17 protein-coding genes are annotated in these 14358 nt (G+C 60.5%); 9 read left to right on the top strand and 8 right to left on the bottom strand.

What is annotated here, in order from left to right; translation table 11 throughout:
* Nucleotides 1-3: 3 nt before the first annotated feature.
* Entirely contained in the window at nt 4-930 is a 927-nt protein-coding gene (locus ACO07T_RS01765; RefSeq protein ID WP_422048002.1) for a DMT family transporter, read from the bottom strand.
* Nucleotides 931-1024: 94 nt separating this feature from the next.
* Between ACO07T_RS01765 and ACO07T_RS01760 the strand changes: the two genes are divergently transcribed.
* The gene (locus tag ACO07T_RS01760; protein ID WP_422048001.1) at nt 1025-1339 is read left to right on the top strand and encodes an ArsR/SmtB family transcription factor; all 315 of its coding nucleotides are present in this window, start codon (nt 1025-1027) and stop codon (nt 1337-1339) included.
* Nucleotides 1336-1800: an SRPBCC domain-containing protein gene (locus tag ACO07T_RS01755; protein WP_422048000.1), complete on the top strand. Its 465-nt coding sequence runs from the start codon at nt 1336-1338 to the stop codon at nt 1798-1800. Before ACO07T_RS01760 ends, ACO07T_RS01755 begins: the two co-directional genes overlap by 4 nt.
* A gap of 64 nt (nt 1801-1864) precedes the next feature.
* Here ACO07T_RS01755 and ilvC read toward each other — a convergent pair whose 3' ends face one another.
* Entirely contained in the window at nt 1865-2887 is a 1023-nt protein-coding gene (gene ilvC, locus ACO07T_RS01750) for a ketol-acid reductoisomerase (protein ID WP_209065189.1), read from the bottom strand.
* A 131-nt stretch (nt 2888-3018) separates the two neighbouring features.
* On the opposite strand from ilvC, the gene ACO07T_RS01745 reads away from it, so the two are divergent.
* The 3 genes from ACO07T_RS01745 (at nt 3019) to ACO07T_RS01735 (ending at nt 5135) form a co-directional block, all read left to right on the top strand.
* The gene (locus tag ACO07T_RS01745; RefSeq protein ID WP_422047999.1) at nt 3019-3474 is read left to right on the top strand and encodes an Lrp/AsnC family transcriptional regulator; all 456 of its coding nucleotides are present in this window, start codon (nt 3019-3021) and stop codon (nt 3472-3474) included.
* Nucleotides 3471-3926, top strand: coding sequence for an Lrp/AsnC family transcriptional regulator (locus tag ACO07T_RS01740; RefSeq protein ID WP_209065187.1), 456 nt, complete (start codon nt 3471-3473; stop codon nt 3924-3926). Before ACO07T_RS01745 ends, ACO07T_RS01740 begins: the two co-directional genes overlap by 4 nt.
* A gap of 90 nt (nt 3927-4016) precedes the next feature.
* Nucleotides 4017-5135 (top strand): aminotransferase class V-fold PLP-dependent enzyme, encoded by a 1119-nt coding sequence (locus tag ACO07T_RS01735; RefSeq protein WP_422047998.1) that lies wholly within the window; start codon nt 4017-4019, stop codon nt 5133-5135.
* A 77-nt stretch (nt 5136-5212) separates the two neighbouring features.
* Here the strand turns inward: ACO07T_RS01735 and purD are convergent, their stop codons facing one another.
* The gene (purD, locus tag ACO07T_RS01730) at nt 5213-6475 is read right to left on the bottom strand and encodes a phosphoribosylamine--glycine ligase (RefSeq protein ID WP_422047997.1); all 1263 of its coding nucleotides are present in this window, start codon (nt 6473-6475) and stop codon (nt 5213-5215) included.
* Nucleotides 6476-6558: 83 nt separating this feature from the next.
* On the opposite strand from purD, the gene xseA reads away from it, so the two are divergent.
* Nucleotides 6559-8097: an exodeoxyribonuclease VII large subunit gene (gene xseA / locus ACO07T_RS01725; protein ID WP_422047996.1), complete on the top strand. Its 1539-nt coding sequence runs from the start codon at nt 6559-6561 to the stop codon at nt 8095-8097.
* Between the two features lie 3 nt (nt 8098-8100).
* On the opposite strand, the gene ACO07T_RS01720 is transcribed toward xseA, so the two are convergent.
* Nucleotides 8101-8511 carry a hypothetical protein gene (locus tag ACO07T_RS01720; protein ID WP_422047995.1) on the bottom strand — a complete coding sequence of 137 codons (411 nt, stop codon included), beginning with the start codon at nt 8509-8511 and terminating at the stop codon, nt 8101-8103.
* Between the two features lie 39 nt (nt 8512-8550).
* Nucleotides 8551-9582, bottom strand: a complete 1032-nt coding sequence (locus ACO07T_RS01715) for an alkane 1-monooxygenase (RefSeq protein ID WP_422047994.1) — start codon at nt 9580-9582, stop codon at nt 8551-8553.
* A gap of 220 nt (nt 9583-9802) precedes the next feature.
* Between ACO07T_RS01715 and rpmG the strand changes: the two genes are divergently transcribed.
* Nucleotides 9803-9970 carry a 50S ribosomal protein L33 gene (rpmG, locus tag ACO07T_RS01710; RefSeq protein WP_007814563.1) on the top strand — a complete coding sequence of 56 codons (168 nt, stop codon included), beginning with the start codon at nt 9803-9805 and terminating at the stop codon, nt 9968-9970.
* 111 nt (nt 9971-10081) lie between these two features.
* Nucleotides 10082-10609, top strand: coding sequence for a GNAT family N-acetyltransferase (locus ACO07T_RS01705; RefSeq protein ID WP_422047993.1), 528 nt, complete (start codon nt 10082-10084; stop codon nt 10607-10609).
* Between the two features lie 74 nt (nt 10610-10683).
* On the opposite strand, the gene ACO07T_RS01700 is transcribed toward ACO07T_RS01705, so the two are convergent.
* Both ACO07T_RS01700 and ACO07T_RS01695 read right to left on the bottom strand, forming a co-directional pair.
* Nucleotides 10684-11460 carry a Bax inhibitor-1/YccA family protein gene (locus ACO07T_RS01700; protein WP_209065180.1) on the bottom strand — a complete coding sequence of 259 codons (777 nt, stop codon included), beginning with the start codon at nt 11458-11460 and terminating at the stop codon, nt 10684-10686.
* Between the two features lie 360 nt (nt 11461-11820).
* Nucleotides 11821-12030 (bottom strand): DUF1127 domain-containing protein, encoded by a 210-nt coding sequence (locus ACO07T_RS01695; RefSeq protein WP_422047992.1) that lies wholly within the window; start codon nt 12028-12030, stop codon nt 11821-11823.
* A gap of 160 nt (nt 12031-12190) precedes the next feature.
* Between ACO07T_RS01695 and ACO07T_RS01690 the strand changes: the two genes are divergently transcribed.
* On the top strand, nt 12191-13084 hold the full coding sequence (locus ACO07T_RS01690) for a LysR family transcriptional regulator (RefSeq protein WP_209065178.1): 894 nt from the start codon (nt 12191-12193) through the stop codon (nt 13082-13084).
* On the opposite strand, the gene ACO07T_RS01685 is transcribed toward ACO07T_RS01690, so the two are convergent.
* The gene (locus ACO07T_RS01685; RefSeq protein ID WP_422047991.1) at nt 13077-14039 is read right to left on the bottom strand and encodes an NADPH:quinone oxidoreductase family protein; all 963 of its coding nucleotides are present in this window, start codon (nt 14037-14039) and stop codon (nt 13077-13079) included. The two genes, ACO07T_RS01690 and ACO07T_RS01685, sit on opposite strands and share 8 nt — an antisense overlap.
* Between the last annotated feature and the right edge of the window lie 319 nt (nt 14040-14358).

Raw genomic sequence — 14358 nt, 5'->3', positions numbered from 1 at the left:
GGCTCAGCCGCCACGCGGGAAGAAGAGGCGTCGCAACGCGCCATATTGGCTGAGCGCGACGCCTGACAGGATCAGCAAAGTGGCCCAGATCAGAGAGCCGGGCAGCGGCTCTCCCATCACGGTCACACCAAAGACCACCGACCACAGCGGCACCTGATAATTGGTCAGGCTCATGAACACCGGCCCTGCCGTGCGGATCACCAGAATGCGCAGCAGGCCCGCCGCCGCCGTCGGCACCAGTCCCAGCACCGCGACAATCGCCAGCCCCTCGGCAGAGGGCATGGGAGGCAAGCCGTGCTGCAGCGCCGCCAGCGGGATCACCAAAGCTGCGCCAAACAGCAATGTGGTGGCCGACAGGCCCACCGGATCCAGCGGCGGCAAGCGCCGCATCAGGATCGAAGAAACCGCATAACAGGCGGCAGCCGACAAGCAGGCCAGCTGCCCCCAACCTTCAAGCGGGCTGCCGCTTGAGGCAAAAGCGGCCGGGCCGATCAGCACCAAAACCCCTGCAAATCCAATCAGAAAGCCCAATGTCCGGCGCAATGTCATGCGCTCGCCCGGCACCAGAAAATGCGCCAGCGGCAATACGATCAGCGCCACCGCGGCCATCGAGACGCCGGTGAAGGCAGAGGTCACATATTGCTGCGCCCAGGCAAGGAACATGAACGGCACCGCCGCGCTCAGCATCGACACCCAGATCAGCCGGCCCCAATCCCGCTCTTCTGAGCGAAACATCCCGCCGCCACGCATCTGCCAGATCACCGTGGTGATCAGCGCTGCAAAACCAATGCGGCCTGCCGCCACCCAAAGCGGCGGCAAATGCTCCAGCGCCAGTTTCTGCACCATAAAGGTGCCGCCCCAGACAAGGCCAAGCGTGGCCACCATAAGCCAGCTGGCGGCAGTGATCTGTGGGCTGTTTTGCTCTGACATGACGGGCCTCGTTTCCGCTGCGCAGTAAGGGGGCAATGATCGGGAAGGTCAAACCGCTTTTTGACTTTTTGTAAGTTCTCACTTACCGTAAGTCATGACTTACGATTCAAGTTTTGCCGCACTCGCTGATCCAACGCGCCGCTACCTCTTTGAAGCACTCTCCAAGCGTCCCCAGGCGGTCGGCGCTCTGGCGGAAACAGTGCCGGTCAGCCGCCCGGCGGTGTCTCAGCATCTCAAGGTGCTGACAGATGCGGGGCTGGTGACCATGCGCAAACAGGGGCGGAGCAATATCTACGCTGTGCGCCGCGAAGGCCTTGCAGAACTGCGCGCCTATCTCGACCAGCTGTGGGGCGATGTGCTGACGGACTTTGCCAATGAGATTGAGAACCCGAAGGGAGACATTCCATGACCGCGCCAATTGTCAAAACCATCACTGTGAATTGCACCGCACAGGCCGCGTTTGACGTCTTTGTGCGCAACACATCGCGCTGGTGGCGGCTGGATCGCCATGCGGTGTCTGCCCAATCCGGTAAACCGGCACAGGCCGTCACCATCGAGCCGCAGGTCGGCGGGGCGGTTTATGAAACCATGCATGACGGGGCGCGCAGCGAGTGGGGCAGGGTGCTGGTGTTTGAGCCGGGCGTGCGGTTTGCCATGACGTGGCATCCGGGATCTGACCCAGCGAGTCCCACTGAAGTTTCCGTAACCTTCGAAGATCTGCCCGGCGGGCAATGCCGTGTCGCGCTGACCCATTCCAATTGGGAGAACTGGGCCGACCGCGCCGATGAAATGCGCGGGAACTACAACGGTGGCTGGGATCATGTCTTTGGCACCTGCTTTGCGCAGTCGGCACAGGGCAAAGCTGCATAAGCCACTGTGCCCTAATGAAAAAGGGCGCCACACGGGCGCCCTTTCCAAACCTTGATCGCAAGGATCAGTTCTTTTCTTTGTCGACCATTTTGCCGGCAGAGATCCAAGGCATCATGCCGCGCAGTTTTGCGCCGGTCTCTTCGATCATGTGCTCGTCGTTTGCACGACGGGACGCTTTGATGGTCGGCTGACCAACCGCGTTTTCCAGCATGAAGTCGCGCACGAATTTGCCCTGCTGGATGTCTTCCAGAACCGCTTTCATGCGGGCTTTGGTTTCGTCGTACTTCAGGATGCGTGGGCCGGTGACATACTGGCCGTATTCCGCGGTGTTGGAGATAGAGTAGTCCATGTTCGCGATGCCGCCTTCGTAGATCAGGTCCACGATCAGCTTCACTTCGTGCAGACACTCAAAGTAGGCCATCTCAGGTGCGTAGCCTGCTTCCACCAGAGTTTCAAAACCACAGCGGATCAGCTCAACCAGACCGCCGCAGAGAACAGCTTGTTCGCCGAACAGGTCGGTTTCGCACTCTTCGCGGAAGTTGGTTTCGATGATGCCGGAGCGGCCGCCACCGATGGCGGAGCAGTAGGACAGGCCGATTTCCAGCGCACGGCCGGTTGCGTCGGTGTCAACCGCGACGAGGCAAGGCACGCCGCCGCCTTTGGTGTATTCGCCGCGCACGGTGTGACCTGGGCCTTTAGGCGCCATCATGATCACGTCCACGCCTTCTTTTGGCTCGATCAGGCCAAAGTGCACGTTCAGGCCGTGGGCAAACGCAATCGCGGCACCTGGCTTGATGTTGTCGTGGACGTATTTCTTGTAGGTTTCTGCCTGAAGTTCATCGGGCATGGTGAACATGATCACGTCACACCAAGCTGCGGCTTCGGCAATGCCCATCACCTGCAGGCCTTCGCCTTCGGCTTTCTTCGCGGAAGGGGAGCCTTCGCGCAGCGCCACAACAACGTTCTTCGCGCCGGAGTCACGCAGGTTCAGCGCGTGCGCGTGGCCTTGGGAACCGTAGCCCAGGATGGCCACTTTCATGTCTTTGATCAGGTTGATGTCGCAGTCGCGATCGTAATAAACGCGCATGATGAACGCTCCTCTGTTTGATGTTGCGGCCACAATAGGCATTCCTTTGGGGAAAGAGAGTGTTGTGATCGGCAAAATCAGAGGTGATTTCGAGGTTTCTATTCTTTCATGCGTGATTTATCGTCACTTTCATGCTTGATGATCTCGATAGACGCATACTGCGCCATCTTCAGGGCGATCCGAGTCAGTCGGTGCCGGAGCTTGCTGACCGTCTTGGCCTCACCACCTCCCGCCTGTCGCGCAAAATCGACAAGCTGCGCGAGGCGGGCATTCTGCGCGGCCAGCGCGCGGTGATCGACTGGCAGGCTTTGGGCTATGCGGTCGAGGTCAGCCTGCGTGTGACCCTTGATAAAACCCTATCCCGTGCCTTTGACGATTTTCTTGAGGCCGCCCGCGATATTGCCGAGGTCATCGAGATACAGACCTTTCTGGGGCAGGTTGATGTGCGCCTCTCGGTGATCGCCAAAGACATGGCCCACTATCAGGAGATCTATCGCCGCCGCATCCTGACGCTGCCCCATATCGCAGACATTGAGGCACTCATGCATGTGGCGCGCATCAAATCGGATGAGAGCCTGCCCATATGATTGATCTGGATGATATCGACCGCGCGTTGCTGAAGGCGCTGGCCGAGGATGCGACCCAGAACGCAGGAGCCTTGGGGCGGCGCTTTGGCCTCTCGCAACCGGCCACCTGGCGTCGCATCAAGCGGCTGCAGGACAGCGGGGCCATTGCCGGGCGCAAACTGGATCTGGATCGTGAAAAGCTTGGCTTCGGGGTGACGGTCTTTCTGGGCATCAAACTGGCCACCAAGGGCCGTGTCAGCCTTGAGGATTTTGAGCGCGCGGTGACCGCCATTCCCGAGGTTCAGACCGTCGAGCATGTGCTGGGCATGTATGACTACCGCCTGCGCGTCACGGCGCGAGATATTTCTGACTTTGAGCGCGTCCTGCGTCGCCGCGTCATGACCCTGCCCGGGGTGGGCAATGTGGAGGCCAATGTTCTGCTCAGCGAAGAGCGCCGCCCCGGCCCGCTGTGAACGTGGCCTAACAGCTGCGTCGCCAGCATGTGACTTTGCATTTCACAGACTGCGCGCTACATCCGGTGCAACAGAGATAGGAGAGCGCAGATGGCACATGACATTGATCCCGGTGGGCTGAGTGAATTTTCCGTGGTCTTTACCGACCGCTCCCTCAACCACATGTCCAACACCTTTCAGCAGGTGATGCGCGACATCTCCGATCTTCTGAAAGAGGTCTATAACGCCGACGGCGTGGCGCTCGTGCCCGGTGGCGGCACCTATGGCATGGAAGCGGTCGCGCGCCAGTTCGCGGCAGGTCAGACAACCCTCGTGGTGCGCAACGGCTGGTTCTCCTACCGCTGGAGCCAGATCTTTGAGGCGGGCGGCTTTGCCGCTGAAAGCACCGTCATGAAAGCGCGCCAGACCGGCAACGATGCCACCGCGCCCTTTGCACCAGCCCCGATCGACGATGTGGTGGCCAAAATTCGCGCAGAAAAGCCTCAGGTGGTCTTTGCACCCCATGTGGAAACCAGCGCCGGTGTGATCCTGCCCGATGACTACATCGCCGCCATGGCCGCAGCTGCCCATGAGGTTGGCGCGCTGATGGTGCTGGATTGCATCGCCTCGGGCTGTGTCTGGGTCGATATGAAAGCGCTTGGCGTGGATGTGCTGTGTTCTGCCCCGCAAAAAGGCTGGAGCGCCTCGCCCTCGGCGGGCCTTGTGATGATGTCAGAGCGCGCGCTGACCCGTCTTGGTGAAACGCAGTCTGACAGCTTCGCACTCGATCTGAAGAAATGGCGCGACATCATGGTGGCCTATGAAAACGGCGGCCACGCCTATCACGCTACCATGCCCACCGATGCCCTGCGCGCCTTCCGCGACACCATGCTGGAAACCCGCGACTACGGCTTTGACAAGCTGCGCGATGCGCAATGGGAATTGGGCAACGGCGTGCGCGCGCTGCTCAAAGACAAGGGCATTCAATCCGTCGCCGCCGAAGGTTTTGGTGCGCCGGGCGTTGTGGTCAGCTACACCGCTGATCCGGCCATCCAAAACGGCAGCAAGTTCATGGCCGAAGGCATGCAGATCGCCGCCGGTGTGCCGCTCGCCTGTGATGAACCTGAGGGCTTCATGACCTTCCGCCTTGGCCTCTTTGGTCTGGACAAGCTTTATGATGTGCCCGCCACCACCGCGCGGCTGAAAGCCGTGCTCGACACCGTTCTCTAAGAGGAGATAGCCGCCAAAACGAAAAAAGGCGGCGCATCCTCTGCACCGCCTTTTGCGTTTCTCAAAACCGCCTGCGTTTACAGCGCGCGCCAGCCAATGTCCTTGCGGAAGAAGCCGCCGGGCCAATTGATGCCATCGACCATGGCATAGGCCCGATCTCGCGCTTCCTGCAGGCTTGCCCCACGCGCGGTCACGTTCAGCACACGGCCACCGGTTGCTGTGATCTGCCCATCCGCTTTGGTGGTGCCTGCGTGAAACACCATGTTCTTGCTGTCAGAGGTCAACGCCTCAAGCCCGCCAATCACCGAGCCTTTTTCATAAGAGCCGGGATAGCCATTGGCCGCCATCACCACGGTGATCGCATGGTCATCCGCCCAGTTTACCTGCGCCTCATGCAGGCGCTCTTCGGCCGCCGCATGCATCAGGTCCAGCGCCTGCGCGCCAAGGCGCATCATCAGCACCTGACATTCCGGATCGCCAAAGCGCACATTGTATTCCACCAGACGTGGCTGGCCGTCTTTGATCATCAGCCCGGCATAAAGCACCCCTTGATAGGGCGTGCCGCGCTTGGCCATCTCATCAATGGTTGGCTGAATGATCTCATCCAGCGCTTTCTGGGCAATCTCATCAGACAAGACCGGCGCGGGGGAGTAGGCGCCCATACCGCCGGTGTTCGGCCCGGTGTCGCCTTCGCCAACGCGCTTGTGGTCCTGCGCGGTGCCCACCGGCAGCGCAGTCTTGCCGTCACAGAGGATGAAGAAGGAGGCCTCTTCGCCTTCCATGAATTCTTCGATCACCACTTCCGCGCCTGCGCCACCAAAGGCACCGCCAAACATATCGTCTACGGCGTCCAGCGCGGTCTGTTCGTCCATCGCGACAATCACGCCTTTGCCGGCGGCAAGCCCGTCAGCCTTCACCACAATCGGCGCGCCCTGTTCGCGGATATAGGCCTTGGCGACCTCGGCATCGGTGAAATGGCCATAGCCCGCCGTCGGAGCCTTTGCCGCATCACAGATTTCCTTGGTGAAGCTCTTGGAGGCCTCAAGTTTCGCCGCCGCCTGGGAAGGGCCAAACACCAGCACACCCGCTTCGCGCAGACGATCTGCAACGCCAGCAGCAAGCGGCGCTTCCGGGCCAATGATCACAAAATCAATCGCATTCTGCGCCACAAAATCCGCCACTGCGCCACCGTCTTCGGTGTCAAAATCCGCACAATCGGCGATCTGCGCAATCCCGGCATTCCCCGGCGCCACAATCAGCTTGTCACACTTCGGGTTCTGCATCACTGCCCATGCCAACGCATGTTCACGTCCGCCGCTGCCGAGAATAAGAATGTTCATGTCGCCGCCTTCCGCTTGGCCTTCGCTTTGGGGCGTTCTAAGGTGCGTCGACGCAGGAAACAAGAGAACTGAGCCGCCGCCCCATGTCTGACCTCATCGACGATCCAAGAGAAGGCGAAAACGCCCCGGAATTCAGCGTCTCAGAGCTCTCCGGCGCGATCAAACGCATGATCGAGGGCGAGTTTGCCCATGTCCGCATCAAAGGCGAGATCGGCCGCGTGTCATTCCCGCGCTCAGGCCACGTGTACCTTGATCTGAAAGACGACCGCTCGGTGATCGCCGCCGTGATGTGGAAAGGCGTCGCCGCGCGCATCTCCACCCGGCCCGAAGAAGGCATGGAAGTGGTCGCCACCGGGCGGCTCACCACTTTCCCGGGCCAATCCAAATACCAGTTGGTGATCGAGGATCTCAAGCCTGCAGGCGTTGGCGCGCTCATGGCGATGCTGGAAAAGCGCAAGGCGATGCTTCAGGCCGAGGGCCTGTTTGCACCTGAGCGCAAAAAGCCGCTGCCCTACCTGCCGGAAATCATCGGTGTGGTGACCTCGCCCAGCGGCGCGGTGATCCGCGACATCCTGCATCGCCTGCGGGACCGCTTCCCGCGCAAGGTGTTGATCTGGCCGGTGGCCGTGCAGGGCGAGCAATGCGCGCCGCAGGTGGCCAACGCGATTGAGGGCTTCAACAAGCTCACTCCCGGTGGTGCCATGCCGCGCCCCGACCTGATCATTGTGGCCCGTGGGGGCGGCAGCATCGAAGATCTCTGGGGCTTCAACGAAGAAGTCGTGGCCCGCGCTGCTGCGGCCTCAGAGATTCCTTTGATCTCTGCCGTGGGTCACGAAACAGATACGACGCTGATCGACTTTGTATCAGACAAACGCGCGCCCACGCCGACCGCCGCCGCCGAGCTTGCTGTGCCGGTGCGGCTGGAGCTGCTGGCTTGGGTTGAGGAGCAGGGCGCGCGCCTCACACGCGGTCTGGAGCAAGGCCTGCGCCAACGCGATCAACGCCTGCGCGATCTCTCCCGCGCTTTACCGCGTGCTGATATGCTGCTGCAAACCCCGCGCCAGCGGCTGGATGCGGCGGCAGACGCATTGCCCCGCGCGCTGCAAGCCGGTGTGCAAACCCGCCGCGTGATGCTGTCCGAGAAATCTGGCAGCCTGCGCGCCTCCACCCTGACCCGGATGATTGAAAACCGCCGCGAAGCGCTGGGCCGCCGTGCCGACCGCCTCACGCCAGTTGGCTTGCAGCGCGACATCACCCGCCGCCGCGAGAAGGTCACAGAGCTGTCGCGCCGCTTGACCGATGCAGGCACCCGTCAGGTGCAAACCCTGAAGGACCGTCTGGCCTCGCTGGATCGCATGCGCGAAACCCTGAGCTACACCGCCACTTTGGAGCGCGGCTATGCCGTGGTGCGCGGCGATGGGGCACTGGTGAAAACAAGTGCAGAAGCCAGCGCCGCCAAATCGCTTGAGATCGAGTTTGCCGATGGGCGTGTCACCGTGGGCGAGGGCACCACAGCGCCCACATCCGCACCAGCGGCTGAGCCGGTCAAACCCGCGTCAAAACCTGCGCCCAAGCCAAAACCCAAGAAGCCAGACACGCCGGAGCAGGGCAGTTTGTTTTAAACGCTACACACCCACCTGCGGGCCAAGGCACAGCATCTCTTCACCCGCTGCCGGGTCGATTTCATAGAGCACCGTGCCATTTGGCTCATTCTCAAACGTGGCGGTCAGCCCGCGTGCGCTCTCAAAAAAGCTCCAGCATTGCGGGCTGGGATTGTCCTCATAGACAAAGCAAATCTGCGCGCCCTGCTCAAACCACTCGCCCTCTTTGCATTGCCCGTCCAGAAAGGACCAGCGGACACGGCGGTTGGGCAGATATTCTTCCACGCCATAGCGCTGCCCGTCCGCTTCAAAGAACAGGGTCTTGCCGGTGACATAGGCTTCAAATTCCGCGCCTGACATGGCGCTTTGCGCCTGCGCGGTGTGGGGCAGCAGGGTAATGGCGAAGGCGGTGGCGATCAGGGCAAGGCGTGTCATGAAAGCAATGCTGCCTGACAACCGCTGCCCAATCCAGTCTCAATGCCGTGTTGCGCGCAGTTTTGCCACGCGCGGGTCCATCACCCGCCGCCACATGCGCGGCCAAAGCGCCAGCGTGGCCATCAGCGGCAGAGATTGCGGCAGGATCGGCATCTCGTGACGGTCCAGCCGCAGCGCCGGATAATCGCGGGTCGGGGTCATATGGTGATCTGAATGGCGCGGCGCATTGAGCATCAGGGCTGAGGTGTAAAGCTGCGGCGCGTTCCAGCTGTGCTGCGGCCCCACAGGTTCGGGCTTGCCATTGGCCCGCTTGGCGCGGCGCAGGCCGTAGTGCTGCACATAATCAGAAAGCAAAAGCTGCATGGTGCTGTAACTCGCCAGCCCAACATAGGCGATTGCCCCCTTGGGGCCGGCATAGATCGCCGCCAAAGCCAGCATCAGCGCGCCCCCCGCCACATAGGCCACATAGGGGTGCATCCCCTTGGCGCGGCCCTTGGCTCTGGCACGCAGGTCGGTCTCCGCCCGCAGCCCGGCCCGGAAAGAGCCCAGCCAGGCGCGCGGCCAGAAGTGATAAAAGCTCTCGCCATCCCGTGCCGAATTGGGGTCTTTGTTGGTGGCCACCCAGACGTGATGCACCTTGGTGTGGGCGGATGTGTGATGCCCAAACAGCAGCGAAATATAGACCCACATGCCAATCAGACGCGGCAGCCGCGCAGGCTTGTGGATCAGCTCATGGGCGTTGGCGTTGCTGACCTGTCCAAAGAACAGCCCAAAGGCAATGAACACACAGATCCTGGCCCCGTGGCTCAAATCCGTGATCCCGGCCAGCGCCGCAACGCCAATGGCCATCAGAGGAAAATGCAGCACGCCCAGCAGCAGGGACAGCCGCAGGCCTGAGGGGAATTCACCATCCGCACCGGCCTTCGCCGCCGCGCCGCGCACCAGACGGTCCATCACATGCACCAGCGTGCCCATGTAAACCAGTGCCGCCACCGCCCACAGGCCGCCCAGCATCCCGGCCAGCGCCAAAAGGACCACGGGAATCGTTGTTGCGATCCAGAACCAAACCATGTCATCTTTCCCCATCAAAGAGCGCGCGCCCTCTGTAATTGCGCGAAATTACCCATTCGTTGACGGGCTGCAAAGCCGTTCTGGGTGGGAATTTTCCGCGCAGCCCAACTTTCTTTGAGGATTCTCGGGAAAGCCCATTGACTCAGGCCAGACCATCAGTAAAAGGCGGGCTTCAAGAGATTTTCACGGGGTAGCTGTACCCCGGCGCAGGAGAAGCACAATGGCGAAGCCGACGACCATCAAGATCCGTCTGAACTCGACCGCGGGCACGGGCCATTTCTACGTGACCAAGAAAAACGCACGTACCATGACCGAAAAGATGGTCGTACGCAAATACGACCCGGTGGTGCGCAAGCATGTCGAGTACAAAGAAGGCAAGATCAAGTAAGATCCCCCTCTGAGACACATGCAAAAGCCGCGCCACACCAGGCGCGGTTTTTTGCTTTAGGGGAGCCGCGCCTGAAAGAACAAAAAACTGTTTCCTTCAGGAGGGTCCCCAATGCCCCACCCATTCTTTATCCGCCCCGCCACGCTTGACGACCGTCAGGCCGTGACCGCGCTGTTTGGCCAGTCCTATCCGGATCTGCTGCCCAATGATTACAGCGCCGATGTGTTGCAGGATGCGCTGCCCCTGATCACGCGGGCACGCGGATCGCTCTTGGCCTGCGGCACCTATTTCCTTGCAGAATGTGCAGAGACCGACGCCATCGTTGGGGCAGGGGGCTGGACCGATCTGTCGCCCTCACGAGGTGTCAGCGGCGTCGACCTTGGTCATGTGCGCCATGTGGCCACGCGGCCTGACTGGCTGCGCCGCGGCGTGGCGCGGGCGCTGATTGATGTGACGCTCGCTTCCGCAGAGGCCCACGGAATGCGCCAGATGAGCTGCCTCAGCACCTACACCGCGCGCGATTTCTACGCCTCTATGGGCTTTCAGGAGGCCGCTGAGATTGAGCTCACACTGGCGCCGGGGGTGCATTTCCCCGCCATCCAGATGACCCGCAAACTGGCGGACCCTGCGCTGGCGTAAGGCGCGATCATCTTCGGGCAAAAGAAAAGGGCCGGTCGCTGTGACCGGCCCTTCTTTTTGAACTGTCGCTCGGTTTACTCGCGGTTGCCGAACAGCTGCAGCAGCATCATGAACATGTTGATGAAGTTCAGATACAGGCTCAGGGATCCCATGATGGCGGATTTGCTCAGCCATTCGCTGTCGCCGTGGTGGGCGTGTGCGAGATAGGTGTTCTTGATGTTCTGGGTGTCATAGGCGGTCAGGCCAGCGAAGATCAGAACGCCGATCACGGAGATCGCAAACGCCATGGCGGAAGACGCCAGGAAGATGTTCACGATGGACGCGATGATCAGGCCGATCAGACCCATGATCAGGAAGGTGCCGATTGGGCCAAGGTCACGCTTTGTGGTGTAGCCATAGAGCGACAGGCCAGCAAAGGCGATGGCGGTGATCAGGAAGACCTGAATGATGGATTCGCCGGTGAACACCAGGAAGATCGAGCTGATCGACAGGCCCATCACGGCTGCGAATACGTAGAACACCAGCTGTGCCGCAGAGGCGGACATGCGGTTGATCGCGGCGCCAAAGCCAAAGACAAACAGCAGCGGTGCAAACATGATCACCCACTTCAGCGGGGAGCCATAGATCGCGTAACCAAAAGAGGTCAGATATTTGTCTGCGCTGATCTGCGCAGTCGCACCGGACGGATCCGTGGTCACGGCCAGACCGGAAATGGCCCATGCCGCCGCAAAGGTGATCAGCATGCCCACGGACATTGTGCCGTAGACTTTGTTCATATGGGCGCGCAGGCCCGCGTCAATTTCCGCTGAACGTGCGCCAACAGCGCCGCGCAGTGTTTCAAATTCAGCCATCTCAGCCTCCGAATAATACGTTCCCTCCCCACAACGGCTGTTGCCGGGATGTCCGTCCTAAATATCGGTGAGCATTGAAGCGAATTCAAGGATTTCCGGTGTCAGAGACGCGGAAATCCGACGCATTTTTGCGGTGCTTTTTTAATAAGCGGGGCCTGCGGTTTGCTGGCCTGCGTGGCGTGCTTTCCGCCTTGAGCGCGGATTCAGGCCAAACTGGTGGAGGTTAGCCTTTGTGAGCGCAAAGCACGGGTCTGTTTTGCGCTCACAGGCTTGTGATGATGTGCCCCGTGTCAGGGGCGGATCTGGCGAAATGGGGCGAGGCCCATAGGGTGCCGGATGTTCTCGGTGCCGGTTTAAAGGTCAGCCTTTCCAATGCGCGGGCACATCCCAAGCTGACCGTTTCAGCTCTGCCTGCACATCGGCTTCGGTCAGACCCATGTCAAACAGCGCGGCTTTGTCGAGCTGCGCAAGCTGGCGGCGCTGACGGCGCACGGCAAACACGTTCGCGACGCGGGAGAAAAGGGATTTGGATGTGCCGGAGGCAGCTGCGGAGGTGGTGATGAAGGCCATTGAGTCGCTCCTTTCTTAAATTGCGATTGATTTCGTGCTCTGCATCAAATTACTTGATGTATATGGGAGGCGGGGTATATCTTGAAAGCGAATGTTTGTGAGGTATTGCATCACAGATTCTGATGATATATCGAAATCCGTGATTTATAGGGGGAATGGCATGCGAAATCTTGATGTAACCACGTTGCGCAGTTTTGTGGCTGTGGCCGATATGGGCGGCGTCACCAAGGCCGCAGGCTTTCTGCATCTCACGCAATCGGCGGTGTCGATGCAGCTCAAGCGCCTTGAGGAGCTGATCGGTGTCGCGCTGCTGGACCGCTCAGGCCGCGGGATCGCGCTGACGCCGGACGGGGAGCAGATGCTTGGCTATGCCCGCCGGATGGTGACATTGAATGATGAGATCATGCGCCGCCTGTCTCATGACGAATTTGAGGGCACGGTGACGCTTGGTGTGCCACACGACATTGTCTACCCGGCCATTCCGCGCGTGATGCAGCAATTCAGCAGCGCCTTTCCACGTGTAAAGGTCAATCTGGTCTCCTCCTACACGCTTGAGCTCAAGCAGATGTTTGAGAAGGGCGAGATTGATCTGATCCTGACCACGGAATCCAGCACGCCGGACGGGGCAGAGGGGCTTTGCACCCTGCCATTGGTCTGGATCGGTGCGCCCGGCGGGGCCAGCTGGCGCCGCCGCCCCATTCAGTTTGCCTCTGCCCGCCATTGTCTCTTCCGTCCGCGCGCCATTGCGGCGCTGGACCGCGCGGGGATCGAATGGGATTCTGCGCTTGAGACGGATTCTGATCGCACCGTTGAGGCGACAATCACCGCTGATCTGGGGATTGGGGAGATGTTGCTTGGCACCGAGCCGCGCCATCTGGAGGTGATCGACCACGGCGGATCGCTGCCCGATCTCGGAGAGCAGCACATCAATATGTATGGGGCGGATCAGGCCAAGGGCGACGTCATCGCCCAATTGGCCAATCTTATTCGCAAAGGGTTCCAGCCCATGCATGCGCAGGCGGAACCCCCGGTGCGACTTGGGGTGGTCAGTTGATGGCCACCACCACCTTGCCGGTGGATTTACGGCTGCGCAGCAGCTCATAAGCTTCTGCCGATTCCTCAAGCGGCAGAACATGGCTCACATGCGGGGACAGCTTGCCTTCTCCGTACCAGCCAAACAGCGTTCTCATGCTGCCGACAATCACCTCTGGTTTAAATGCCAGATACCCGCCCCAATAGAGCCCCATCACCGTGAGGTTTTTCACCAGCAGGTGGTTTGCCGGGATCTGTGGAATGTCACCAGATGCAAAGCCGATCGGCAACAGGCGCGCTTCTGGCCGGCAGGCGCGGAAGGCCGCTTTGAATTGTTCGCCGCCGACGGGATCATACACCACATCAGCCCCACCCAGCGCTTTGACCTCTGCGCGAATGTCCGCATCGGTGGCGTCAATCAGGTGATCCGCCCCGGCCTTTTGCGCCACCGCGAGCTTGTCCGCACCCCGCGCGCAGGCAATCACATTGGCGCCCATCAGCTTGCCAAGTTCCACCGCCGTCAGGCCAACGCCGCCCGCCGCGCCCAGCACCAGCAGGTTCTCACCGGGCTGCAGGCGCGCACGGTAATCCAGCGCCACATGGCTTGTGCCATAGGCCACAGGGAAGGCCGCCGCGTCCTCAAAGCTCATCATATCCGGGATCGGCACCGCGCTGGCCGCATCATAAACGCCAAACTCCGCCAGGCCGCCGCTTCCGCCAAACACCAGCACACGTGTGCCAACTGCAGGGCCTTTGGTGTCCGGGCCAAGCGCGTCGACCACGCCAGCGACTTCCATGCCAAGGGTGAAAGGCACCGGCGGCGTCGCCTGATAGGTGCCCTTGATCATAAGGAGATCACCGAAGTTCAGAGCGCAGGCGCGGATCTTCACCCGAATCTGCCCGGCTGCGGGTTCCGGCGTGGGCAAATCCACCAAACGGGGGGCGGTGTCGTGGGAAACTACCTGAAAGGCGCGCATGTCTCTTCTCCTCTGTTTGGCGAGCATTCACATGGGTTCACAATCAAGTCAAAGCTGACGCTGGGAAACGGGTAATTTCGAACGAAACATCACGTAATGAGAGTATTTTATCACCATACCTATCCGAATGGACCTACCCCTTTGGGCATCCGTTCGCCTTTATGTTTAGGAGACCAACACATTCTATCCCTTGATTATAAGGGGAAAACTGTTAAGCTTAAACAATCGCGAATGGGATGCGCGATAGTTGCACTATTTAACTGGAGCCGCGTCTGAGCTTCCGCTCAGGGATTGTCTGTGGCTTGCCAATTTTATTCGA

Source organism: Shimia sp., assembly GCF_965227725.1.
GTDB lineage: Bacteria > Pseudomonadota > Alphaproteobacteria > Rhodobacterales > Rhodobacteraceae > Shimia.
This window is presented reverse-complemented; position numbering and strand designations above follow the sequence as displayed.